Here is a 23,348-nt window from a genome sequence, read left to right as displayed (position 1 = left end):
GCATCGGCGGCAACAGCGCCGACACCGCCCGCCGCCACGGCTCGTCCGCCGCCAGGTCGTACGGATCCGGCGTCACCGGCACCTGCAACCTGACCACCGGGCCCGCGCCCAACCGCGCGAAGCCACGCCCCGGCGGCACCCACCCCACCGGCGAGCCGCACGGCGGCGCCCCCAGCACCGCCGCCGCCTGGTCCGCCGCCACCGCGCCCAACACCACCCGCGCCCGGGTGCACGCGAACACCGCGCCACCCAGCGCGCCGAGACCCTCCAGATGCTCCCCGAGCACCACCGTCACCCCCACCGCCCGGCCGTACCGCAACGGCACCTCCAACAGCGCCGAGGGGTCGGGGCCGCCAGCCAGCCGCGCCAGATGACCGAGCAGCGCCGGCCGGTCGACCACCACCCACAGCGCCCCACCCACCGCCGCCGACCGCCCCCGCCCCGCCGCCGACAGCCGCCGCTCCGTCTCCCGCGCCACCCACCGGAGCGCGTCGACCCCGCCACCGGGGCCCGACTCCACCCCCGCCACCCCGACCCGCCCCGCGAAACACCCGAACTCCGCCCCGCCGCCGCCGTCCACCAGCAGCACCTCGTCGCGCTCGAGCGCCTGCAACACCACGGAACGCAGCAAGGACGTCACCCCGGACCCGGGCGCCCCCGCCACCAACAGATGCGGCTCACCGGCGCGCGGCCCCGTCCGCCACACCACCGGCGGCGCCGCCACCAACTCCGCGTACTCGGCGCCCCCGCGCACCGGCACCCGGCGGTCCACCACCGCCTCGTCCGTGAAGCCGAGCACCGTCTCGCCGGCGCCCACCACGAACCGCTGGGCCCCGATCCCCGCCGGCAGCGGGGGCAGCGCCACCACCTCCAGCTCGTTGCGCTCCTCGTCCCACCGGAAGTGGTACTCGCGGTCCCGCCCCGCCTTGCCGACCAGCACCCCCTCCACCCGCTCCCGCGCCGCCGGATCCCCGTCGGGGAAGAACGCCGGGTACGCCAGCCGCAGCATCTCCAGCCGGCCGTCCGCGCCGAAGCCGGACGCGAGGAAGCAGCCCCGCCACGACCCGCCGGGCGCGTAGAGCCCGGGCCCCGCGGGGTCGGGCGCGGTTCCGAAGTACGGCACCAGCGCCTCGTAGATCAAGGTGAGCCGGGCCCCGGCCGCCGCCCGCTCCGCCTCGGCGCGCTCCCCGTCCCGCACCCCGAGCACCACGACCGCCGCCAGCAGCCCGCCGCCCGCCAGCCAGGCGCCGTAGGGCAGCAACGGCACCACCAGCGCGCCCGCCACCACCACCAGACCCACCGGGGCCCGCCGCTCCCGGGGGACCCGGGCCCACCGCTCGCGCGCCGCCGTCACCAGCCGCCGCAGACCGCGCGTCACCACCCGCAGCGGGCGACTCGACCCGCCCACTACAGCGTGATCCCGCCCAGCAGGTTGGCGATGCTGGCGCCGCCCGCCGCGATGCTGGGCGCCACCGCCGTCCCCGACAGGTAGAAGCCGAACAGCGCGCACACCACCGCGTGCGAGACCTTCAACCCGTCCTTGCGGGAGAAGAGGAAGACGATGACTCCCAGCAGGACGACACCCGAGATGGAAAGGATCATGAGCACTCCACACGCGACCGAGCGGCCTTCACGGTAAGCACTCTAAGGATCACAAAGGGTGATCATTGCTCGACAGGCGCATAAGGGTGAAAGTGTCGGATGTCCGTCCGCGCCCCCCTCAACGACCCGGTCACGAGGGGCGATGCGGTGCGGGACCGCTCGCGGACCTCGGTAGGCTTGCCTTCGGTCGAGGGCAAGAAGGAGCAAGGACGATGGCAGAGAGTGCGCAGCCGTTGTCGCCGCGGGCCAGGCTGGCCGTGACGGCGGGAAAGGCGGCGGCGGCGGTGTCGCGGGCCGCGGGCCGCGGCAGCGGATCGGTGATCGGCGGCAAGGTCGCCCTCAGAGTGGATCCGGATCTGCTGGGCCGGCTCGCCGGCCATCTCGACGTGGTGCTGGTCTCGGCGACCAACGGCAAGACCACCACGACCCGGCTCATCGCCGAGGCCCTGCGCGCCGCAGGTGAGGTCGTCTCCAACGCGCTGGGCGCCAACATGCCGGCCGGCATCACCTCCGCCCTGTCGGCCGGCGCCCACGCCAGGTTCGGCGTCATCGAGGTCGACGAGAAGTACCTCGCGGGCGTCGCCAGGGACGTGTCACCCAAGGCCATCGCCCTGCTGAACCTCTCGCGCGACCAGCTGGACCGCGCGGCCGAGACCCGAATGCTCGCCGAGCGCTGGCGGGAGGGCCTCCAGGGCCTCAAGACCACCGTGATCGCCAACGCCGACGACCCCCTGGTCGTCTGGGCCGCCTCGTCGTCCGGCCAGGTCGTCTGGGTCGCGGCCGGCCAGGAGTGGAAGGACGACGCCTGGTCGTGCCCCGCCTGCGGCGGTGTGCTCCAGCACCACGGCGACGACTGGCGCTGCGGCGAGTGCGGCTTCGGCCGCCCCACCCCCACCTGGGTCCTCTCCGGGGACCACGTGCTCGACCCCAACGGCTCCGCCTGGCCCATCCAGCTCCAGCTGCCGGGCCGGGCCAACAAGGCCAACGCCACCAGCGCCGCCGCCGTCGCCGCCACCTTCGGCGTCGCCCCGCAGGTCGCCCTGCAGCGCATGCAGGCCGTCACCGCGGTCGCCGGCCGCTACGACGTCGTCTCCTTCCAGGGGCGTGACATCCGGCTGCTGCTCGCCAAGAACCCGGCCGGCTGGCTCGAGACGTTCTCGCTGATCGACCCGCCGCCCGCCCCGGTGGTCCTCTCGGTCAACGCCCGCAGCGCGGACGGCACCGACACCTCCTGGCTGTGGGACGTCGACTACACCCGGCTCGCCGGCCACCCCGTCGTCGTCATCGGCGACCGGCGCCTGGACCTCGCCGTCCGCCTCGAGGTCGCCGCTGTCGACTTCCGGGTCTGCGAGACCTTCCAGGAGGCGCTCCAGCAGCTCCCGCCGGGGCGCGTCGAGGCCATCGCCAACTACACGGCCTTCCAGGACCTGCGCCGCATCGTCGGCAACTGACCCACCAGCAACCCCGTACAGCCACCTCATCAGGCAGAAGGAACGGCACGCATGAGCTCATCGACCCTGCGGGTGGTCTGGGTCTACCCCGACCTGCTCAGCACCTACGGCGACCAGGGCAACGTCCTGGTGGTCGAGCGCCGGGCCAGGCAGCGCGGACTCGCCGTGGAGCGCCTCGACGTCCGCTCCGACCAGCAGATCCCCACCTCCGGCGACATCTACCTCATCGGCGGCGGCGAGGACCGCCCCCAGCGCCTCGCCGCCGAGCGGCTGCGCCGGGACGGAGGCCTCCACCGCGCCGCGGAGAACGGCGCCATCATCTTCTCCGTCTGCGCCGGCTACCAGATCCTCGGCCACGAGTTCATCAACGACCTCGGCCAGCGTGAGCCCGGCCTCGGCCTCCTCGACGTGGTCAGCACCCGCGGCGAGGGCGAGCGCTGCGTCGGGGACGTCCTCGCCGACATCGACGACGGGCTCGGCCTGCCCCAGCTCACCGGCTTCGAGAACCACCAGGGCATCACCCACCTCGGCCCCGGCGTCCGCCCCTTCGCCCGCGTCCGCGTCGGCAAGGGCAACGGCACGGGGGACGGCACCGAGGGCGCCTGGCGCGACACGGTGTTCGGCACCTACATGCACGGCCCGGTCCTCGCCCGCAACCCCGGGATCGCCGACCTGCTGCTGCGGCTCACCCTGGACGTCCGCGCCCTGCCCCCGGTCGACGACCGCTGGTACGAGGCGCTGCGCGCGGAGCGCATCGCCGCCGCCACCCAGGCGGCCTGACGGACACCCTGGCCGTCGCCCCGGCCAGGGCGTTCCCTATCGTTGTCTCGCGGGGGCGCTGCGAGCGGGAGTACACCGGAGATGGAACACGACGGCCACGGATCGGGCATGGACCTGCCGCCGTTCACGCTCTCACGAGCGCTGGAACTCGGCGGCGACCCGGTCTTCCTCATCGGCTGCCTGGCCGCCCTCGCCCTCTACGGCTGGGGCGTGCTGCGGCTCGCGCGCCGGGGCGACCGCTGGTCGCACGGCCGCACCGTCTCCTTCGCGCTCGGCGTCGTCTCCATCGCCGCCGTCACCTGCACCGGGCTCAACGACTACGGCATGGTGCTGTTCAGCGCCCACATGCTCCAGCACATGGTCATCAGCATGGTCTCCCCGATCCTGCTGCTGCTCGGCGCCCCCGTCACACTGCTGCTGCGCGCCCTGCCCACGGCGGGCCGCGGCCGCCGCGGCCCCCGCGAGATCCTGGTCCGGCTCCTGCACAGCCGCTATGTGAGCGTGGTGACCAGCCCGCTGTTCACCATCACGCTCTTCGTCGCCAGCCTCTACGGCCTCTACTTCACGCCGCTGTTCGACTTCCTGATGGGCTCGCGCGTCGGCCACCTGGCGATGATGCTGCACTTCCTCGCCGTCGGCCTGGTCTTCTTCTGGCCCATCATGGGCGTCGACCCGGGGCCGCACCGGCCGAGCCACCTGATGCGGATGCTGGAGCTCTTCGCCACCATGCCGTTCCACGCCTTCTTCGGCATCGCGCTGATGATGGGCTCCGAGCCCATGGTGGACACCTTCGCCGACCCGCCGGCCTCGCTGGGCGTCGACGCGGTCGCCGACCAGTCGGGCGCCGGCGGCATGGCCTGGGCCTTCAGCGAGATCCCCACCGTCGTGGTGCTCGTCGCCCTGGTCATCCAGTGGTACCTGTCGGAGGAGCGCCGGGCCCGCCGGCAGGACCGCACCGCCGACCGCGACGGCGACCGCGAGCTCGAGGCGTACAACGCCTACCTGGCCTCGCTCCGCTCCCGCGCCTGAACGCGCGCCTCGGTCCGGCTCACCCCTGGCCTCCCGACGCGCCGCCCAGCGTCCGCTCAAGAAAGTCGAACGCGGCCTCCTGCGCCGGCACGTCGAAGCGGTGCGGCCCGTCGGCGAAGCGGAACGCGTAGCCCTCCGGCTGCCCGGACCGCTCGTACAACTCCCGCAGCCTGCGGTGCGCCGCCCGCATGCCCTCGGGCGCGAACAGCGCGTCCCCGCGCAGGTACTGGACCTGCAGCGGGTCCGGGGCCCGACAGGCCGCGACATCGGGCCAGTCGGCCACCCGCCCGAGGCCGGGCGGGAAGAGCGTCCAGCTGTGCGGCGCCACGTGCCGGTCCAACATCTCGGCGAAGCCGCTCATCATGCCCACCACCACGGTGGCGGCGACCTCGTCGTGGACCGCCCGCAGCAGCACCGCCCGCGCCCCGCCGCCGGAGAACCCCACGCAGCCGACGCGCCCGGCGTCGACGTCCGGGCGCGACGTCAGGTAGCGCAGCGCCGCGCCGTCCTCGTGCAGGACGGTGCCGGCCACGCTGGTGCCGAGGAGCGCGCAGTACTTCGCCACCGTGTGCTCGTGGCCCCTGGCCACCACGTCGTACCGCTCCGGCAGGCTCGGCTTCCGCCCCGACCCGTCCGCCGAGGCCGACCACGCGGCGACCTCGCGGCGCGCCTCGTCCGACTCCAGGTCCAGTTCGAACCTGCGGCTGCCCCACATGAACACGTCGTGCGCCAGCACCACGAACCCGCGCCGGGCCAGCGCGTTGGCCCAGGCGCGACCGCCGTAGTAGGTGTCGCGCAGGGCCGCCAGCTCCCGGGGCGGCCCGGCCGGTCCGTCCGCGATCTTCTCCCTGCCGTGGTACTTCACGCCCGCGTGCTCGTGCAGCGCGACCACCCCGGGCAACGGCCCGACCGTGTCGGGACGCAGCACGAACGCCTCGGTGCGCGGCCCGTACCCCACCGACCAGGAGACGACCTCGCCGCGCAGCCCGTCCGCCCGCCAGGACCGCTCCACCCGCACTTCGCGCGGCGGCTCGCTCCGCCCTCCGTCGAGCACCCGCCGCACCGCGTCCCGCGTGGCCGGCCCGGGGGGCGCCGCGGGGAACAGCCCGTCCGCCAGCCGAGCCCGTTTCGCCCAGTCGCTGTACGACCCGAGATGCGTGTACCGCCTGTTCACCCGAGCCTCTCCCCGCCTTCCCGCCGCGTCGGCCAGGTGCCCACCTAACCGGAGCCACCGGGGGAACCGCCAGACGTTCGACGGCCGGCGTGATCGTGATCAACCGTATTATCCAGTTATGGGTGAATATGGGGAGGTGGGCTCGGGACTACTCGACGCCGCCGTCTCCCGCGGGGCGCGGGAGACCGGCGCCTCGGTCGTGCTGGTGTACGTGCTGCCGCCGGACGGCACCGCGCTGCGGCTCGCGGTGCTGTCCGGGGTCTCCCCGCGGATCGCGGCCCCCTGGGTCCGGGTGCCGCTGTCCGCCCCCATCCCGGTGGCGGACGCCGTCCGGGAGCGCCGCCTGGTGTGGCTGGGGAACCGGGAGGAGATGGCCCGCCGCTACCCGCGCCCGGCCCTGGTGCTGCCCTACGACTTCGCCCTGGCCGCGGCACCGGTCACCGACGGCTCGACGGTCTGGGGCGGCCTCGTGCTGCTGTGGCCGGGCTCCCACCCGCCCCGCCTGACCGCCGGGGAGCGCGGCGCCGTGCTCGACTGCTGCCACCACCTCGCGGAACTCCTGCGACAGTCCGCCGCCCTCGGCCGCCCCTTCACGCCGGAGCCGCGGCCCCGGCTGGTGGCCAGGCCCCGCCCGACCGGCGCGGTCCCGGGGCCCGACCAGGCCACCGCCGCGGTGGAACTCATCGAGCGGCTGCCGGGCGGCGTCTGCGCGCTCGACCTGGACGGCCGGTTCACCTATGTCAGCGGGATGGCCGCCGAACTCCTCGGCCGCAGCGCCCAGCGCCTGCTCGGCACGCTGCCCTGGGAGGCCCTGCCGTGGTTGGACGACCCCGCCTTCGAGGAGCGCCACCGGGCCGCGCTGATCAGCGGTCAACCCACCCGGGTCACGCTGCTGCGCCCACCGGACACCTGGCTGTCCTTCGGGTTCCACCCCGACCCCACGGGCATCACCGTCCGCGTCACCCCGGCCGTTCCCGACCCGGCCGTCCGGGCCGAGTGGCGCCGGCGGCCCACGCCGCCCGCCGGGACGAGCGAGGCCACCGCCCTCTACAACCTGATGCACCTGGCGGCCACCCTGACCGAGGCCGTCGACGTGCGGGACGTCGTCGACCAGGCCGACGACCAGATCATGTCGGCCTTCGGGGCCCAGGCCATCGTCCTGATGACCGTGGAGGAGGGCAGGCTGCGGATCACCGGCTACCACGGATACCCCGCCGAGCTCATGGCCCGCTTCGACAACGTCCCGCTCACCTCGGGGACCCCGGCCGTCCGCACCCTCACCAGCGGGGTCCCCCACTTCTACTCGACCTTCGCCGAGCTCAAGCGCGACTACCGCGGGGCGGTCCACCAGGACGACAAGGCGGCCTGGGCCTTCCTGCCCCTGGTCACCTCCGACCACGTCATCGGCTCGCTCCTGCTGGCCTACGACAGCCCGCGGGTGTTCCCCCCGCAGGAACGCGCCGTCCTCTCCTCCGCGGCGGGCCTCGTCGCCCAGGCCCTGGACCGCGCCCGCCTCTACGACGCCAGGAACCGGCTCGCCCTGCGCCTGCAGTCGGCGCTGCTGCCCCCCACCCTGCCCCACGTACCCGGCCTCGACGTCGCCGCCCGCTACGTCCCGGCCCTCCGTGGCATGGGCATCGGCGGCGACTTCTACGACCTGATCCGGCTGGACGGGGCCGTGGCCGCGACCATCGGCGACGTGCAGGGCCACGACGTGGACGCCGCCGCCATCATGGGACAGGTCCGCACCGCCGTGCACGCCACCGCCGGGGCCCCGCCCGGCGAGGTGCTGGCCCGCACCAACCGGCTGCTCACCGACCTCGACGCCGGCCTGTTCACCAGCTGTCTCTACGCCCAGCTCGACCTCGGCCGGCACCGCGTCCAACTGGCCACCGCCGGCCACCTCCCGCCCCTGCTGCGCCACCCGGACGGCCGCACCGAGACGCTCGACGTGCCGCCGGGACTCCTGCTCGGCATCGACGCCCACGCCGAGTACCCGACCGTGGAACTCCCGCTCGCGCCCGGCACCGTGCTCGCCCTGTTCACCGACGGGCTGGTCGAGGCCCCCGGCGTCGACCTCGACGACGCCACGCTCGCCCTGGCCGGCCAGCTCGCCCAGGACGGGGACCACACCATGGAGTCGCTGGCCGACCGCCTCGTCAGCCACGCCGAGCGGTCCGCGCCGCGTGGCGACGACATCGCCCTGCTCCTCATCAGAGCCGGGCGGCCACCCCACTGACCCGGACCGCCCGGGCGCCACCCTTCCCGGGGCTCGGTCTCACCGCGGCTCCAACCGGTGCACGCGGTCGGCGATCCGCTCGGCCGAGGCGGCGTCCATGACGTCCACGACCGACCCGTCGGCCAGGAACAGCACCCGGTCGGCGTGGGCCGCGGCGACGGGGTCGTGGGTGACCATGACCACCGTCTGCCCCATGGCGTCGACGACCTCCCGCAGCAGGCCGAGCACCGCCTGACGGGCCGCCAGGTCGAGGGCGCCCGTCGGCTCGTCGGCGAACACCACGTCGGGCCGGGTGACGAGGGCCCGGGCCAGGGCGACGCGTTGCCGCTGGCCGCCGGAGAGCTCGGCGGGGCGGTGGCGGAGGCGGTCGGTGAGGCCGGTGCGTTCGACGATGTCGCGCAGCCAGGCGCGGTCGGGGCGGCGGCCGGCCAGCCGGAGCGGCAGCAGGATGTTCTCCCGCGCGGTCAGCGAGGGCACCAGATTGAAGGACTGGAAGACGAAACCGATCCGTTCGCGGCGCAGCAGCGTCAGGCGGCGTTCGCGCAGCGCCGTGAGCTCCGTGTCGCCGAGATGGACCGTTCCCGAGCTCGGTCGGTCGAGCCCCGAGGCGCACCGCAGGAAGGTGCTCTTGCCGGAGCCCGAGGGCCCCATCACGGCCGTGAAGGAGCCGACGGGCAGGGTGAGGGAGACCCCACGCAGGGCGTGGACGGTGCCGTCGCCCCGGCCGTAGCGTCTCGTCACGTTCACGAGTCGCGCGGCGGCCGGCCGGTCGGTGAGATCAGACGGTGGCATCGTGCGGGGTGTCCTTTCGGCGGGTACGGGTGGTGCCGGGCTGCGTGCGCCAGGCCGGCAGCAGCGCGGAGGCCAGGGTCAGGGCGAAGGCGCCGAGGGCCACGGCGAGCGCGTAGCCGGGCGGCCCCTCGACGCGGACGGCGCCGGTGAGCGCCAGGCTGGAGCCGGCGAGCGCGACCGCGGCCACCGCGCCGCCGAGGAGCAGCCCGCAGGCGGCGACGAGGGCGCTCTCCCACGCGGTCAGCGCGAGCACGTCGCGACGGGTGGCGCCGGCGAGCCGGAGGGTGGCGAACTCCGCGGAGCGGGCCAGGGTCGCCATCACCTGGGTGTTCGCCAGGGCCAGAGCGGTGAAGGCGGCGGTGAGCACGCCGAAGAGGTAGGCCGGCCAGGTCTCGGTCACGGCGTCCTCGGCGCCGGCGCGCTCCACCGCGGTCCGGTCGGCCGCGGTGGCGGTGGGCCATCGCCGGGTCAACTCATCCAGCCCGGCCCGCAGCCGTTCGGTGTCCGCGTCGGGCGCCGCCACCAGGTAGACGGCGTCGAGCAGCGGGTCGGGGGAGTGGTCGAGCACCAAAGCGGCGGGCACCAGCAGGTCGGCGAAGCCGAGCGAGTGGTCGTAGCGGGCGCCGATCGTCAGCTCCCGCTCGGTGCCGTCCGGGAACCGGAGCCGCATCAGGTCGCCGACCCGCCAGCCGTACTCGCCGGCCTGCTCGTCGCTGACCGCCACGGCGTCACCGGCGGCCACGCCACGCAGCTCCCCCTCGCGCAGCCGGAGGTCGAGCACCTCGCCCACCCGCTCGTCCACCCCGAGCGCCGGGATCGGCACGCTCTCCGCCTCGTCGTTGTGGACGGCGGCCCGCAGCCAGGCCGTGGTGGTGGCGGAGGCGGTCGCGACCCCGGGGAGCCGGGCGGCCTCGCCGGCCAGGGCGGGCGGCAGGCCCACGGCGCCCTCCGGCAGGAGGACGTGCGAGGCGACCAGCCGCTCGCCGGCCCACTCCGCGGCCACGGACTGCTGTGTTGTCTGCATGAACAGGGCGGCCACCGTGAAGCCGGTCATCAGCACGATCGGCACCGTGGCGGCGGCGACCCGGCGGACCCCGGTGACGCTGTTGGCCAGCGCGAGGCGGCCGGTCCTTCGGGCCAGGAGCCGGATCACGAGACCGAGCGGCGGGATCAGCGGGCGGGTCAGCACGGGCGCGAGGAGCGCGGTGGCGACGAGCAGGGTCAGCACGCCGCCGAAGGCGAGTCCCGAGCCGGCCAGCCCGCCGACCGCCACCCCGAACAGGACGAAGAGCCCGGTGAAGGCCAGGAACGCCAGGCCGAGGAGGGCCCGGGAGACGGGGAGCAGCCGGGTGGGCGCCGCCGCCTCGGTGAGCGCCTCGGCCGGGCGCACCCGCGCGGCCCGGTGCGCGGCGGCCAGCGCCGCCAGCTGGGTGACGAGCACCCCGCAGCCGGCCGCGACTACCAGCGGCCAGGGGCCCACCACGACGTCCAGCCCCTCGGGAGCGACGCCGATCCTGACGAGTCCGCGGGCGAGCGGCTCGGCCAGCGCGGCACCCGCCGGGACCGCGAGGGCACCGCCGAACACGGCGACGAGCAGCGTCTCCCAGGCGAGCATCCGGCGGATCTGGCCCGGGGTGGCGCCCACGACGCGCAGCAGCGCGAACTCGCGGTGCCGCTGGGCGGTGGCGAACGCGAAGCCGCTCGCCATCACGAACAGGGCCACGAACACGGCCAGCGAGCCCATGCTGACGACGAACACGATGGTGTCGAGCAGCCGCAGGTCGCCCTCGGAGACCTCGGTGGCCCGGCTGTCGGTGAGCACCTCGATCCGTGGACCCGCGTCGACGGCCTCCCGGATCCGGTCGGCGAGCCGCGCGGGGTCGGTGCCCGGCGCCGGGAACACCGCGACGGCGTTGACCAGGTCGCCGGGCGGGGCGAGGCGCCGTGCCGTGGCGTCCGAGAAGAAGAGGGCGCCCTGTTCCTCGGTCAGCCCCGGCTCGGCGGAGGCGACCCCGCTGACCCGGTACGTGCCACGGCCCTCCGACCCGGTGAGCACGGTGACCTCGTCCCCGGGGCGCAGCCCGCCCCGCCGGGCCGTCGCGGCGTCCAGCACGACGTCGCGCGCTTCCCGTGGCGCCTCGCCCTCGCTGAGCGTGAACGGGGTGACCTCGGCGCTCGACCACGCGTGCCCCAGCGAGCGGGCGCCCCGCGTCGGGCCCGCGGGGCGCCCGTCGGACCCGATCGGCTGGGCGTGGAAGGCGAGGTCCGGGACGGCGGCGGCCACTCCGTCGAGGGCGCCGATCCGCTCGACCAGGTCGGCGGGTACCAGCGGCCGGGGCACCGCGGCCGCCTCGGGATCGCCCAAGCCGGGCGGGTGGTCGCGCCCGTCGAGACCCAGCTCCGGGTTGCCCGCGACGACGACGGGCGCCGCGGCGAAACGGTTCGCCTCGTCGTGGTCGCGCAGCGCCGACTCCAGCAGCACCCCGGCCGCGGCGAGGAGCAGCAGGGCGAGCGCCACCGCAGCGAGCGACCCCACGAACAGGGATCGGCGGGTGCGCAGGGTACTCAGGGCAAACCGCAGCACGGTACGGGCCTCTCGGATGATCGTGCGAGTGGGACGCCGGCAGCCTGGCGCACCGGCCTGTCCGAACCCTGTCCACGCCCGGCGCGGCCGGCCCCCGAGCCGTGTGGTGCCATGACCGGCATGGAATTCCAACTGCTGGGCGACGTCGCGGTCCGGGACGGGTCCGGCCGCGCGCTCCCGGTCCCCGGGGTGCGCGTGCGGGCCCTGCTCGCCCTGTTACTGCTGCACGCCCCGTTCGCGGTCAGCGCCGGGCGCATCCTCGACGAGCTGTGGGCCGACGCCACCGCCAAGGACCCGGCCGCCGCCCTGCACACGGCCGTCGCCAAACTCCGCCGGGCGCTCCGCGCCACCCCGCCGGGACCGCTGCTCACCGGTCCCGCCGGATACCGCATCGACCTGTCCGGCCACTCCTTCGACGTCGCCGACTTCGAGGACGAACTGGCCCGCGCCAGGGCGCTCGACGACCCGGCCGCACGCGCGGCGGCGCTGCGCGGCGCGCTGGACCGCTGGCCGGGCAGCCCGCTGGCCGGCCTCCCCGACCTGCCCTTCGTCACCGCGGAGCGGTCCCGGCTCGCGGAGCTGCGGCTGGCCGCGCTCGAGGACGGCGCCGACAGCGAACTCGCCGCCGACCCCGGGCCGGAACACGCCGCCGCACTGGCCGGGGTGCTCCGGACGGCGGCCCGCCGCCACCCCGACCGGGAGCGGCTGCACGCCCTGCTCGTCCACGCGCTGCGCGCCTCGGGGCGGCAGGCCGAGGCGCTGGCGACCTACCGGGAGGTCCGCGCCGCGCTGCGTGACCGCCTGGGCATCGAGCCCGGCCCCGAACTCCGCGCCGCCCAACGGGCCGTGCTGGGCGACTCCGCCCGCCGCGCCCGGCCGGCCCCCCGCTCCTCCACGGCCTTCCTCGGCCGCCGCACCGAGCTGGCCCGACTGACGGCCGGCCTGACGGCCGCCCGGCTGACCACCGTGACCGGCACGCCGGGCGTCGGCAAGACCGCGCTCGCGCACGCCGCCGCCGACGCCGAACAACACCGGGGCGCCGCCGTGTTCCGGGTCGACCTGGTGCCCTGCCCACCGGGAGAGCTGCCCTGGACCGTCGCCGAGGCGCTGGGGATCGACCCCGGCGCCGCGCCGCCCCACCTGCTGTTCGAGCGACTGCTCCCGGCCCTCGGCCGCGGCTCCCGCCCCCTGCTGCTGCTCGACAACTGCGAACACCTGCGCGCCGAGGCCGCCGACCTGACGGCGCGCCTGCTGGCCGCCTGCCCGGAGCTGCGAGTGCTCGCGACCAGCCGGGAGCCGCTCGGCGTCCCAGGGGAGGCCCGCTTCGAGTTGTCGCCGATGACCGCGGCCGACGCCGTCCGGCTCTTCCACGACCGCCTCGGCCGGCTCTCCCCGTCGGCGGCCAGGGCCGCCGCGACTCCCGACGTCGACGCCGTGTGCGCCGCCGTGGACCGCGTCCCCCTCGGCATCGAGCTGGTGGCGCCCAAGGCCACCACCTCCCCGCTCCCGGAGATCGCCCGCCGGCTGCGCGCGCACGGCGCCGTCCCCGGGGCGCTGCGCGCCGCCATCGAGCTCGGCTACCGCCGGCTGACCGACCCCGAGCGGGCCGTGCTCCGCGCGGTGTCGGTCTTCACCGCCCCCTTCCCGACCGAGGCCGCGGAGGCCGTGACGGGACTCCCCGACACGCCGGCGGCGCTGGCCCGGCTGGCCGAGACGTCCCTGCTGCTGTTCGACCCGGCCACGGCCCGCTACCGGATGCTGCTCCCGCTGCGCCACTTCGCCCGCGCCGAACTTGCCCGCCACGACGAGGAGCCGGCCGTCCGGCACCGGCACGCCCGGTGGGTCGCCGCACTCGCCGACCACACCGCCGACCTGATGCGCGGCCCCACCAGCCGCGCCGCGTTCGCGACGCTGCGCTCGGTGTTCGCCGAGGTGTCGGCCTGCCTGGACCGCCTCGCGGACGGCGACCCGGGGCAACGACGCCTGGCCGGCCGGATCACCACCCGGCTCGCGCTCTACTGGCTGCTGTCCGGCCGCCGCGCCGAGGGCCACCGGCGCCTCACCGACGCGCTCGCCGCCGCCGACCCCGACGCCCCGTGGTACCCGGAGGCGCTGGCCTGGTGCGGCTGGCTCGGCGTCAACCTGCACGCCGCGGACGCCGACGCCGACCTGTTGCGGCGCGCGGTGACCGCCGCCGTCGAGCGCACCGATCCGGCGGCGACCACCCTGGTCGGCGCGCTGGCGCTGACCGCGCACGTCCGGCAGGACCGGCTCGCCGAGGCCCGCGAGACGGCCGACCGCACCGCCACCGCCCTGGACGAGCGGCGGCACCGCTGGGAGACCGGGATCTGGCACCTGTTCCACGGCGAGCTCCAGGTCGCCGAGGGCAGCCCCCGAGCCGCGCTCGACTCCGCCACCCTGGCCGGCGACCTGCTCGCCGACATCGACCCGCACTCGACGGCGACCGCCGACCTCGTCGCCGGCATGGCCCACGAACGCCTTGGGGAGCGGGCCGCCGCCGTGCGCCGCTGGCAGCGGGCGCGCCGCGAACTCGCCGGGCTCGGCGCGGACCACGAGGCGTCCTACGCCACCGCGGTACTGGCCTGCGCCGCCGTCGGGGACGCCCGCTGGGCCGACGCGGCGGCGCTCGCCGACGAACTGGCGGGCTACGCGCGCACCAGCGGCGAGCACTTCCTCCTCGGCAAGACGGCCACGGTCCGCGCCCTGCTGGCGCGCCGGGCGCACCGCGACCACGACCTCGCGGAGCGGCTGCACCGCACCGCGATCGAGCACTACGAGGCCGACAACCGGCCGGAGTGCGTCGCGCACGAGCTGGCGCTGCTCGGCGCGGTGGCCGCCGAACGCGGCGAACCGGTCGTCGCCCGGGTGCGGTGGGAACGGGCCCTCAGAACCGCCGACCGGTCGGGCCGCGCGCACGCCCGCGTCCTCCCGCTGCGCGGCCTGGCCGCCCTGCCGGACCAGCCGGCCGCCGCCCACGACCTGGCCCGGGCGCTGCGGGAGGCACCGCCCCCGCGCATGACCGAGTGCCCCGTCCACCTGACGGTCGCCGACGACGCGGCGCCGCTCTGACCGTGCGGATAGCCCGGGACCTGGCGGGTAGGCGCCCCGCCGGCGGGCCGGGCGCCCGCGGAGGAGGAGACGTTGGCATGGGATGGGTGAACCGCCTCGACCGGCGCGTGTTCGAACGGGTCGCCGCCGCACACCCGCCGGGCGTCCAGGCCGTGTTGCCGCGGCTCAGCCGCGCCGCCGACCACAGCCGGCTGTGGCTGGCCACCGCGGCGGTCATGGCCGCCACCGGCGACCGGACCGCCCGGCGCGCGGCGGTACGCGGCGTCGGCGCCCTGGCGCTCGCCTCCCTCGCCACCAACACGGTCATCAAGTACGTCAGCAGCCGAGAGCGCCCGCTGATCGACGCCGTACCACTGGCCAGGCGGCTGAAGCGGCAGCCACGGTCCACGTCCTTCCCGTCGGGGCACTCCGCGTCGGCGGCGGCGTTCGCCACCGGGGTCGCCATGGAGTCGCGGCGCCACGGCCTGCTCGTGGCGCCGGTCGCCGCGGCCGTCGCCGCCTCCCGGGTCTACGTCGGCGTCCACTACCCCGCCGACGTGCTGGCCGGCTGCCTGCTCGGCTCGGGGGCGGCGCTGGCGACGAGCCGCTGGCTGCCGCGCCGGCCCCCGGCCGGCGTGTCCCACCACCGGCGGGCGTCGGCGCCCGCGCTGCCCGGCGGCGCGGGGCTGGTCGTCGTGGTCAACGCGGGCGCCGGCTCCGGCTCCTCGACCGAGGGAGACCGGATACGGAAGCTGCTCCCCGGGGCCGAGGTGGTCGAGCCGGGACCCGACGAGGACCTGACCGCGGTGCTCGCCGCCGCGGCCGACCGGGCGCGCGCCCTGGGCGTCTGCGGCGGCGACGGCACCGTCAACGCGGCGGCCGCCCAGGCGGCGGAGCGCGGCCTGCCGCTCGCCGTCTTCCCCGGCGGCACGCTCAACCACTTCGCGCTCGACACCGGCATCAACGGGTTCTCCCAGACCGCCGACGCGGTCACGACCGGCGAGGCCGTCGGCGTCGACGTCGCCCGCATCCGCCCCGCCCCCGGCGCGGCGGGCGCCGACCGGTACTTCCTCAACACCTTCAGCCTCGGCATCTACCCCGAACTCGTCCGCGCCCGCGAGGAGTTGCGCGAGCGCACCCAGCTCGGGGCGTGGAGCAGGTGGCCGTCCGCCGCCGTCTCCCTGGTCCGCGTGCTCGCCACGGCCGAACCCTTCGAGATCGCGCTCAACGGCCGCCCCCAACGCCTCTGGCTGCTCTTCACCGGCAACGGCCTGTACTCGCCCGAGGGCTTCGCGCCCTCCCACCGCACCCAGCTCGACGACGGGCTGCTCGACGTGCGGACGGTCGCCGCCGACAAGCCACTGGCCAGGACCCGCCTGGCGCTCACCGCCCTCACCGGGACGCTCGCCTACTCGCGGGTCCACACCGCGGTCCGGCTGCCCCGCCTCCGGCTGACCGAACTACCCGACGGCGGCACGATCGCCTACGACGGGGAGACCGCCGCCGCGCCGCGGGACCTGGTGCTCGACAAGCACCCCGAACCCCTCGCCGTCTACCGGCCGCTGTCCACCGACGCACTCTGAACGACCGGCGCACGCGCCCACCTGGTGGCATCCTCGACCACGAGACGGCGCCCGCCGGGCGCCCGGGACGGAGGAGCCACCGATGCCCACCACACGGCACACGGTCACCGTGGAGCACGGCGACCAACGAGTCCGCGTCACGATCGGCGACCGGGTCGTCGCCGACACCCGACGCCCCGTGCTGCTCCACGAGACGGGCCTGCCGGTCCGCTACTACGTGCCGCGCGACGACGTCGACATGACGCTCCTCGAACCGACCCCGACCCACACCACGTGCCCCTACAAGGGCACCGCCTCCTACTGGTCCTTCCACGGCGAGAACGGCCCACTGGCCGACGTCGCCTGGGAGTACCCCGACCCCCTGCCCGCCGTCGCCCTCATCCGCGACCACCTGTCCTTCTACGACTCCCACGCGGACATCCAGGTCCTGCCGGACTGACCTCGGGCTCCTCGCCGAACGCCCACGGCATGCCGTGCACCGCGTGGCCTCTCCCGGCCGACCGGCCGACCGCATCCGGTTTTCCGACAGTGACGTGGCCCACATCCGCCGCCGACCGTGTCACATCCGAGGCGCCCCCCGGTGTCTGAAGGGCGGACGGGAACACCGAGGGAAACGAAGGAGTGGACATGACCGGGAGCACCGACGTCGTCGTCATCGGCGGTGGGTACGCCGGCGTGATGGCGGCCAACCATCTGCGCGTCCGCGACGACGTGCGCGTCACGCTGATCAACCCGCGGCCGTCGTTCGTCGAGCGGATCCGGCTCCACCAGCTCGTCACCGGATCCGACGACGCCGTCGTCGAGTACGCGTCGTTGCTCGGGGCGGGCGTCCGGCTGCTCGTCGACGAGGCCACGGCCATCGATCCGGCGCGGCGCCGGGTGGCGCTGGCCTCGGGCGACACCGTCGGCTACGACTACCTCGTGTACGCCGTCGGCAGCCGTGGCGCGGCGCCGGTCGTGCCGGGCGTCGCCGAGTTCGCCCACTCGGTCACCGAGTTCGAGGACGCCGAGCGGCTGCGCGCCGTGGTCGACGCGGCGCCGCGCACCGCACCGCTGACCGTGGTCGGCGGGGGACCGACCGGCATCGAGACGGCCGCCGAGCTCGCCGAGGTCGGCCGCCAGGTCACCCTGGTGTGCGGTGAGGTGCTCGGCCCCTACCTGAGCCCCGCCGGCCGCCGCTCGGTCGCCGGGCGGCTGGCCAGGCTGGGCGTGACGGTGCTCGACGGGCCGGGCACCAGGGCCACGGCCGTGCGCCGGGACGCGATCGTGCTCGCCGAAGGGCGCGAGCTGCCCAGCGCCGTCACCGTCTGGACGGCCGGGTTCGGCGTGCCCGACCTGGCCGCCCGCAGCGGGCTGAGCACCGACGCGACGGGCCGGTTGCTCACCGACGAGACGCTGACCAGCGTCGACGACGCCCGCATCGTGGCCGCGGGCGACGCCGCCGCCCCTTCGGGCGTGCCGCCGCGCATGAGCTGCCAGGCCGCCATCCCGCTCGGTGCCCAGGCCGCCAACACGGTGCTGAGCCGGATCGCCGGCACCGAGCCCAGGGAGATCAGCCTGGGGTTCGCCGGCCAGTGCGTGAGCCTGGGCCGCCGGGCGGCGACCATCCAACTGGCGCGCACCGACGACAGCGCGCGCCCGATGTTCATCGGCGGCCGGGCGGCCGCCGCGATCAAGGAGGCCGTCTGCCGGTCGACCGTCTGGGGGCTGGCACGCGAGGCCCGCAAGCCGGGCTCCTACGTCTGGCTCAAGGGCGCCGGACGGCGGCGGGTCCTCGCGAAGGCCGGGGCCAGGGCCGGAGCGGGCGTCCAATGACCGGCGCGCCGGGCGACGAGCACGCCGAGCGGTTCACCCTGCTGCGGCCGCTGCTGTTCACCATCGCCTACGAACTCCTCGGATCCGCGAGCGAGGCCGACGACGTGCTGCAGGACAGCTACCTGCGGTGGGCGAGGGTGGACCTCGACACCGTGCGGGACACCCGGTCGTACCTGGCGCGGCTCGTCACCCGGCAGGCGCTCAACGCGCTGCGCGCCGGCGCCCGCCGGCGCGAGGAGTACGCCGGGCCGTGGCTGCCCGAACCCCTGCTGCTCGACGAGCACGACCCGTCGGCCGACGTCGTGCTCGCCGAGTCGGTCAGCACGGCGATGCTGGTGGTGCTCGAAACGCTGAGCCCCGAGGAGCGGGCCGTGTTCGTGCTGCGCGAGGTGTTCGGGTTCGGGTACGACGAGATCGGCTCCGCCGTAGGGAAGGCCACGGCGACGGTGCGGCAGGTCGCGCACCGGGCCCGGGCACACGTCCAGTCCCGCCGCAGGCGGTTCGAGCCGGTCGACGAGGCGGTGTCGACGCGGATCACCACCGAGTTCCTCGCCGCCGCGGCCAGCGGCGACGTGGGGCGGCTGATGGCGAGGCTGGCGCCGGACGTGGTGTGGACCGCCGACAGCGACGGCAAGGTCGTGGCGGCCCGTCGACCGGTGCGGGGCGCCGAGAAGGTCGCCAGATTGATGATCGGACTGCTGCGGAGCGCGGGCCCGAGCGGCCGCGCCGAACCGGCCAGCTACAACGGGGGCCCCGCGATGGTCCTCTACCTGGGCGAGCACCTGGAGAGCGTCGCCACCCTCGACGTCGCCGACGGCAAGATCACCCACTTCTACGTCATGCGCAACCCCGACAAGCTGGCGAACGTGTGGACGCCGAGGGCGGTCGGCCGCTGACGCGACCCCCGCCCCGCGCGGGGGTCACGACAGGGGATTGGCGTCCTCGGCCGCCCGGACGAACGCCAGGACGCGGGCGGTCGTGTTCGCCTCCAGCCAGACGGGGCCCCGGCGGATGGGCGGGGCGTCGTGGATGGGCACGTAGGCGAGGTCGGGCCGCCGGGAGTACTCCCGGGTGAGCTCGCCGACCGGGAGCACGCCCCGGCCGAGCGCCACCAGGGACAGCATCTCCGAGTAGGTGTTCCCCACGGGCCCCCTGCGGACCGGCCGGCCCGAGGGGGTGTGGTCCGGGGTGCGGTCACGCTTGAACGCCGCGGACGTGACCGCCGGGTACTGCACGACCGGGTGATCGGCCAGCACCTCCAGGGAGACGGAGTCCGCGCCGGCGAGGACATGGTCGACCGGCACCGCCAGCAGCCGCCGCTCCCGCACCAGCGTGGGGCCGTTGGCCATGCCGTCGAACGGGAACGAGGCGATGAGGACGTCGATCGAGCCGTCCAGCAGGCCCGCCCGCGTGCCGGACAGGTGCGCCTCGCTGACCAGCACCTCACAGTCGGGGTGACGCTCGGAGAACAGACTCACCGCCCGCATCAGCACCGTGGACGTGGCGTCGCCGACGTAGGCGACCCGCAGCCGCCCGGTCACGCCGCGCCCGGCCCGGACGGCCCGGCGCAGCGCCTCCTCCATGCCGGCGACGTGCGGGCGGAGGTCGTCGGCGAGCCGACGGCCGACCGGGGTGAGCCGCACGACCCGGCTGGTGCGCTCGAACAGCCGGGCGCCCACCCGCCGCTCCAGCTTCCTGATCACGTGGCTGACCCGCCCGGTCGTGACCCCGAGACGCTCGGCGGTGCGACCGAAGTGCAACTCCTCGGCGAGCGTCAGGAAGGACTCGATCTCGTGCCGCTCCAGCACCACCCACCCCCACATCGTTTACCGGGATTCAACGATAGTGGAGCGATCGTCGCTTGGTCGGCCGCGCCCGCCGGGGCATCGTGGAGCACACCGAACCCCGAACCAGGACAGGGAGCGACCAGCCATGCGCGTCACCGGACTCGACCACCTCGTGCTCAACACCGACGACCCGGAACGGGCCCTGGACTTCTACTGCGGCACCCTCGGCCTCGAACCCGTCCGCGTCGACCGATGGCGCGCGGGCGAGGTCCCGTTCCCGTCCGTCCGCGTCTCCCCGGGCACCATCATCGACCTCGTCAGCCGACCCCGGGGCGAGGTCAACGTCGACCACTTCTGTCTCGTCGTCGAGCCGCTCGACTGGCAGGAGGTCATCGACTCCGGGCGCTTCGACGTCGTCGAGGGGCCGGTCGACCGCTACGGCGCCCGTGGTGACGGGGTCTCCCTCTACGTCCGGGACCCCGACGGCAACACCGTCGAACTGCGCTGGTACCCCGAGGACGCCGCGCGGGCCTGAGGAGGACCACCATGACCGAACCCACCACCACCCGCCCCAAGGGCCCGGCCAGCTACTTCCCCGCCATCGAGAAGAAGTACGGCCACCCCGTCGACCACTGGCTGCGGCTCATCCGCGCCTCCCCGCTCACCCGGCACTCGGAACTGGTCGCCTGGCTGAAGACCGAACACGGCCTCGGCCACGGGCACGCCAACGCCCTCGTCGCCCACACCCGCGCGATCGGCTAGTCCGGCGGGGGAAGCATGGACCGCACGGCCTCCGGCGACCGGCCCACCACCGCCGTCCCGTCGTCCGCGGTGATGATCGGGCGCTGGATGAGGGCCGGGTGGTCGGCCAATGCCCGGATCCAACGGTCGCGCCGCGCGGCGTCCCGCTCCCAGGCGTCCATGCCGAGACGGGCCGCCTCCGGCTCACCGAGCCGGGTGATGTCCCAGGGCTCCAGGCCAAGACGCTCCAGCACCCCCGCCAACTCCGCCACGGTCGGCGGCTGTTCCAGATAACGCCGCACCGTGTACCGCGCGCCCTCCGCGTCCAGCAGGGAGAGAGCGGAACGGCACTTGGAGCAGGCCGGGTTGATCCAGATTTCCACGCGTCGCCTTCTTCCGGTACGCCGGGCCCGAGTCGCTCGCCGCGGCGCAGCCCACGGCCGAGTGGGAGAGCCCGGGCCACGAGGCCCCAGACTATTCCACGCCCGTCACACCTGGTCGAGGTGCGTCCTGTGCGCCACAGCCGCGGCGGGCCGCGTCGCGCAGCGGTGGGCCGAGGCGGCGGCAGGCGGCCTCCCGGCCGCGCCGCTCAGCCGCGCGGTGTCAGCGCGCGCAGCCGCCCGTCGAGTTCACCGCGGTAGAAGTCGAGGAAGCCGTCCGGGTCGGGCCCGGCGTTCTGCATCACCAGCCGGTCGAAGCCCGCGTCGACGAACGGCTGGGCCACCGCCACGAACCGCTCCGGATCGGTGCCGCACGCGAACTGGCCGAGGATGTCCTCCTCCCGCACCGTGGCCGAGGCGGCCTCGAAGTTCACCGGATTGGGCAGCTCGCTCATCACCTTCCAACCGGTCACCGCCCACCGGCTGGTCTCCAACGCCGCACGCACCGCCGTCCGCTCGTCCGGCGCCCACGACATGGGCACCTCGGCATAGCGTGGCCCGCCGCCGCCCGCCTCCGTGTAGTGGCGGACCAGGTCCTCCCTGGGCTCGGTCGCGAACAGCCCGTCCCCGAGCTCGGCGGCGAGCCGGGCGGCGTCCGCGCCGCCCGCGGCCACCGCGATCGGCGGCGGACTCGACGGCAGGTCGAACACCCGGGCGTCCTCCAGCCGCAGGTGCCGGCCGTCGTACGAGCGGTACCCGCCCTGCCACAGCAGCCGGATGATCTCCAACGCCTCCCGCAGCATCTCGTGCCGGACGCGGACCGAGTCGGGGAACCCCCGGCCCACGACGTGCTCGTTCAGCCGCTCCCCGGAACCGATGCCGAGCGTGAACCTGCCGTCCGAGAGCAGCGCCAGGGTCGCCGCGGCCTGCGCGATGATCGCCGGGTGGTAGCGGATGGTGGGGCAGGTCACCCCGGTCGCGAGCCCGATGCGCTCGGTGCGGGCCGCGATCGACCCCAACACCGCCCAGGCGAACGGTGAGTGCCCCTGGTCGTCCAGCCAGGGATGGAAGTGGTCGCTGATCTCCACGAAGTCGAACCCAGCCCGCTCGGCCAGCACCGCCTGCCGCACGAGCTCGGCCGGACCGTACCCCTCCGCCGCCAGCTTGTACCCGATCTGCATCTGACTCCTCGCTCCCCGGTGGGCGTCGCGTCCGGTCGCGCCTGCCCACCCCGGCACGCTGCCAGTCGTCCGGAGACCGCCCCGACCGACAGGCCGCCCGGCCGCCGCTCCTCCTCCGGATGGCCGACCGGGGCGCCCGGCACCCGCTTGACCCGCGAGTCGACCCGACGGTTACGGTCGACCCCATGAGCGCCGACCTCCCACGCCGCGCTCGAAGCTGGTCGAACCGTTCACCCCGGCGGCCGAAGCACCCCGTCCCCGTCCCCGTCACCCCGCAGCAGAAGGACCCCGTCGCCGTGCTCGTCGCCCGCTCCGTCGCCCTGTTCGTCGTCGCCGCGCTGTTCGAGATCGGCGGTGCCTGGCTGGTCTGGCAGGGGCTGCGCGAACACCGGGGCTGGATCTGGGTCGGCGCCGGCGTCATCGCCCTGGGCCTGTACGGGGTGGTCGCCACCTTCCAGAGTGACGACAACTTCGGCCGCATCCTCGCCGCCTACGGCGGCGTCTTCGTCGCCGGCTCCATCGCCTGGGGCGTGATCGCCGACGGCTACCGGCCCGACCGCTTCGACCTGATCGGCGCTGCGGTCTGCCTGGCCGGCATGGCCGTCATCATGTACGCGCCCCGCGGCAACTGAACCGCCCCGGCCCGGCCCCGCCGGGCCCCGAGATCAACGACCGCGATCCGCCGCGGCGACCGCGCCGTAGGTCACGAGCCCGTACAGCAGGTGCGGCACCGCGTCCGACGCCCAGTCCCTCGCCGACCAGCTCGTCGGATCAGTCACCCCCAGCCGCGCCATCGGCAGGTCGGTGGCGGCCATCGCCAGGGCACCGGTGAGCACCCCGCCGAGCCACCACGGCAGCTCGACGCCCGCGCGGCGGAGCAGGGCGACGGCCGCCCCGGTGCCGCAGCCGACGGCGATGCCCGACAGCGCGCCGAGGCCGGAGAGCCGGTTCTCCCGCCCGCCGTCCGAACCCGGGACCGGCCGCCCGATCTCCCGACTGAGCCTGTCGACCACCTGCGCGGGGGCCTCGCTCGCCGGCCTGCCCCGCCACGCCATGTCGGCATAGGTCACCGCGTTCAACACCGTCGTCCCGGCGGCGCCGGCCGCACCACCGCGCACAATGCTCTGGAACATGTCGGCGC

The 23,348-nt window shown here is 75.4% G+C and carries 21 protein-coding genes; 12 read left to right on the top strand and 9 right to left on the bottom strand.

All coding sequences use genetic code 11. The annotated features are described in order from the left end of the window. Both RNC47_RS25380 and RNC47_RS25375 read right to left on the bottom strand, forming a co-directional pair. Positions 1–1,378: hypothetical protein (locus tag RNC47_RS25380; RefSeq protein WP_311601899.1), on the bottom strand; the 1,378-nt coding region annotated here is incomplete at its 3' end. A gap of 29 nt (positions 1,379–1,407) precedes the next feature. Continuing rightward, positions 1,408–1,602 (bottom strand): hypothetical protein, encoded by a 195-nt coding sequence (locus tag RNC47_RS25375; RefSeq protein ID WP_311601898.1) that lies wholly within the window; start codon positions 1,600–1,602, stop codon positions 1,408–1,410. 212 nt (positions 1,603–1,814) lie between these two features. On the opposite strand from RNC47_RS25375, the gene RNC47_RS25370 reads away from it, so the two are divergent. The 3 genes from RNC47_RS25370 to RNC47_RS25360 all read left to right on the top strand — a co-directional run bounded on the left by RNC47_RS25370 (position 1,815) and on the right by RNC47_RS25360 (position 4,862). Continuing rightward, positions 1,815–3,053, top strand: coding sequence for a MurT ligase domain-containing protein (locus tag RNC47_RS25370; protein WP_311601897.1), 1,239 nt, complete (start codon positions 1,815–1,817; stop codon positions 3,051–3,053). A 51-nt stretch (positions 3,054–3,104) separates the two neighbouring features. Further along, a complete protein-coding gene (locus RNC47_RS25365; protein ID WP_311601896.1) occupies positions 3,105–3,833 on the top strand; it encodes a type 1 glutamine amidotransferase in 729 nt (242 codons plus the stop codon). A gap of 81 nt (positions 3,834–3,914) precedes the next feature. After that, a complete protein-coding gene (locus RNC47_RS25360) occupies positions 3,915–4,862 on the top strand; it encodes a cytochrome c oxidase assembly protein (protein ID WP_311601895.1) in 948 nt (315 codons plus the stop codon). A gap of 19 nt (positions 4,863–4,881) precedes the next feature. Here the strand turns inward: RNC47_RS25360 and RNC47_RS25355 are convergent, their stop codons facing one another. Further along, positions 4,882–6,036, bottom strand: coding sequence for a dienelactone hydrolase family protein (locus tag RNC47_RS25355; RefSeq protein WP_311601894.1), 1,155 nt, complete (start codon positions 6,034–6,036; stop codon positions 4,882–4,884). A 118-nt stretch (positions 6,037–6,154) separates the two neighbouring features. Between RNC47_RS25355 and RNC47_RS25350 the strand changes: the two genes are divergently transcribed. Continuing rightward, positions 6,155–8,275: a SpoIIE family protein phosphatase gene (locus RNC47_RS25350; RefSeq protein ID WP_311601893.1), complete on the top strand. Its 2,121-nt coding sequence runs from the start codon at positions 6,155–6,157 to the stop codon at positions 8,273–8,275. 39 nt (positions 8,276–8,314) lie between these two features. Here the strand turns inward: RNC47_RS25350 and RNC47_RS25345 are convergent, their stop codons facing one another. Further along, a complete protein-coding gene (locus RNC47_RS25345; protein WP_311601892.1) occupies positions 8,315–9,067 on the bottom strand; it encodes an ABC transporter ATP-binding protein in 753 nt (250 codons plus the stop codon). After that, positions 9,054–11,603, bottom strand: coding sequence for an ABC transporter permease (locus RNC47_RS25340; RefSeq protein WP_311601891.1), 2,550 nt, complete (start codon positions 11,601–11,603; stop codon positions 9,054–9,056). Before RNC47_RS25340 ends, RNC47_RS25345 begins: the two co-directional genes overlap by 14 nt. A gap of 159 nt (positions 11,604–11,762) precedes the next feature. On the opposite strand from RNC47_RS25340, the gene RNC47_RS25335 reads away from it, so the two are divergent. The 5 genes from RNC47_RS25335 to sigJ all read left to right on the top strand — a co-directional run bounded on the left by RNC47_RS25335 (position 11,763) and on the right by sigJ (position 19,014). After that, positions 11,763–14,741, top strand: coding sequence for an ATP-binding protein (locus RNC47_RS25335; protein WP_311601889.1), 2,979 nt, complete (start codon positions 11,763–11,765; stop codon positions 14,739–14,741). Positions 14,742–14,818: 77 nt separating this feature from the next. Next, the gene (locus RNC47_RS25330) at positions 14,819–16,303 is read left to right on the top strand and encodes a bifunctional phosphatase PAP2/diacylglycerol kinase family protein (RefSeq protein WP_311601888.1); all 1,485 of its coding nucleotides are present in this window, start codon (positions 14,819–14,821) and stop codon (positions 16,301–16,303) included. 82 nt (positions 16,304–16,385) lie between these two features. Then, a complete protein-coding gene (locus tag RNC47_RS25325) occupies positions 16,386–16,742 on the top strand; it encodes a DUF427 domain-containing protein (RefSeq protein ID WP_311601887.1) in 357 nt (118 codons plus the stop codon). A 188-nt stretch (positions 16,743–16,930) separates the two neighbouring features. After that, the gene (locus tag RNC47_RS25320) at positions 16,931–18,118 is read left to right on the top strand and encodes an NAD(P)/FAD-dependent oxidoreductase (RefSeq protein WP_311601886.1); all 1,188 of its coding nucleotides are present in this window, start codon (positions 16,931–16,933) and stop codon (positions 18,116–18,118) included. Continuing rightward, positions 18,115–19,014, top strand: a complete 900-nt coding sequence (gene sigJ / locus RNC47_RS25315) for an RNA polymerase sigma factor SigJ (protein ID WP_311601885.1) — start codon at positions 18,115–18,117, stop codon at positions 19,012–19,014. The genes RNC47_RS25320 and sigJ overlap by 4 nt, the downstream gene beginning before the upstream one ends. Positions 19,015–19,038: 24 nt before the next feature. On the opposite strand, the gene RNC47_RS25310 is transcribed toward sigJ, so the two are convergent. Beyond that, positions 19,039–19,929: a LysR family transcriptional regulator gene (locus RNC47_RS25310; RefSeq protein WP_311601884.1), complete on the bottom strand. Its 891-nt coding sequence runs from the start codon at positions 19,927–19,929 to the stop codon at positions 19,039–19,041. 121 nt (positions 19,930–20,050) lie between these two features. Here RNC47_RS25310 and RNC47_RS25305 point away from each other — a divergent pair, with 121 nt between their 5' ends. Together RNC47_RS25305 and RNC47_RS25300 are read left to right on the top strand one after the other, a co-directional pair. Next, positions 20,051–20,440, top strand: coding sequence for a VOC family protein (locus RNC47_RS25305; protein ID WP_311601882.1), 390 nt, complete (start codon positions 20,051–20,053; stop codon positions 20,438–20,440). An 11-nt stretch (positions 20,441–20,451) separates the two neighbouring features. Then, positions 20,452–20,667: a DUF4287 domain-containing protein gene (locus RNC47_RS25300; RefSeq protein WP_311601881.1), complete on the top strand. Its 216-nt coding sequence runs from the start codon at positions 20,452–20,454 to the stop codon at positions 20,665–20,667. Here the strand turns inward: RNC47_RS25300 and RNC47_RS25295 are convergent. Both RNC47_RS25295 and RNC47_RS25290 read right to left on the bottom strand, forming a co-directional pair. Continuing rightward, entirely contained in the window at positions 20,664–21,029 is a 366-nt protein-coding gene (locus RNC47_RS25295; protein ID WP_311601880.1) for an arsenate reductase family protein, read from the bottom strand. The two genes, RNC47_RS25300 and RNC47_RS25295, sit on opposite strands and share 4 nt — an antisense overlap. Before the next feature lie 206 nt (positions 21,030–21,235). Further along, positions 21,236–22,207, bottom strand: coding sequence for a TIGR03557 family F420-dependent LLM class oxidoreductase (locus RNC47_RS25290; RefSeq protein ID WP_311601879.1), 972 nt, complete (start codon positions 22,205–22,207; stop codon positions 21,236–21,238). A 296-nt stretch (positions 22,208–22,503) separates the two neighbouring features. Between RNC47_RS25290 and RNC47_RS25285 the strand changes: the two genes are divergently transcribed. Next, positions 22,504–22,839, top strand: coding sequence for a YnfA family protein (locus RNC47_RS25285; protein ID WP_311601903.1), 336 nt, complete (start codon positions 22,504–22,506; stop codon positions 22,837–22,839). Between the two features lie 33 nt (positions 22,840–22,872). Here the strand turns inward: RNC47_RS25285 and RNC47_RS25280 are convergent, their stop codons facing one another. Further along, positions 22,873–23,340, bottom strand: coding sequence for a hypothetical protein (locus RNC47_RS25280; RefSeq protein WP_311601878.1), 468 nt, complete (start codon positions 23,338–23,340; stop codon positions 22,873–22,875). Between the last annotated feature and the right edge of the window lie 8 nt (positions 23,341–23,348).

Origin of the sequence: Streptomyces millisiae (assembly GCF_031845425.1) — a bacterium.
GTDB lineage: Bacteria > Actinomycetota > Actinomycetes > Streptomycetales > Streptomycetaceae > Streptomyces > Streptomyces millisiae.
The sequence above is the reverse complement of the archived record's forward strand: the minus strand, read 5'-3'. Positions and strand labels throughout refer to the sequence as shown.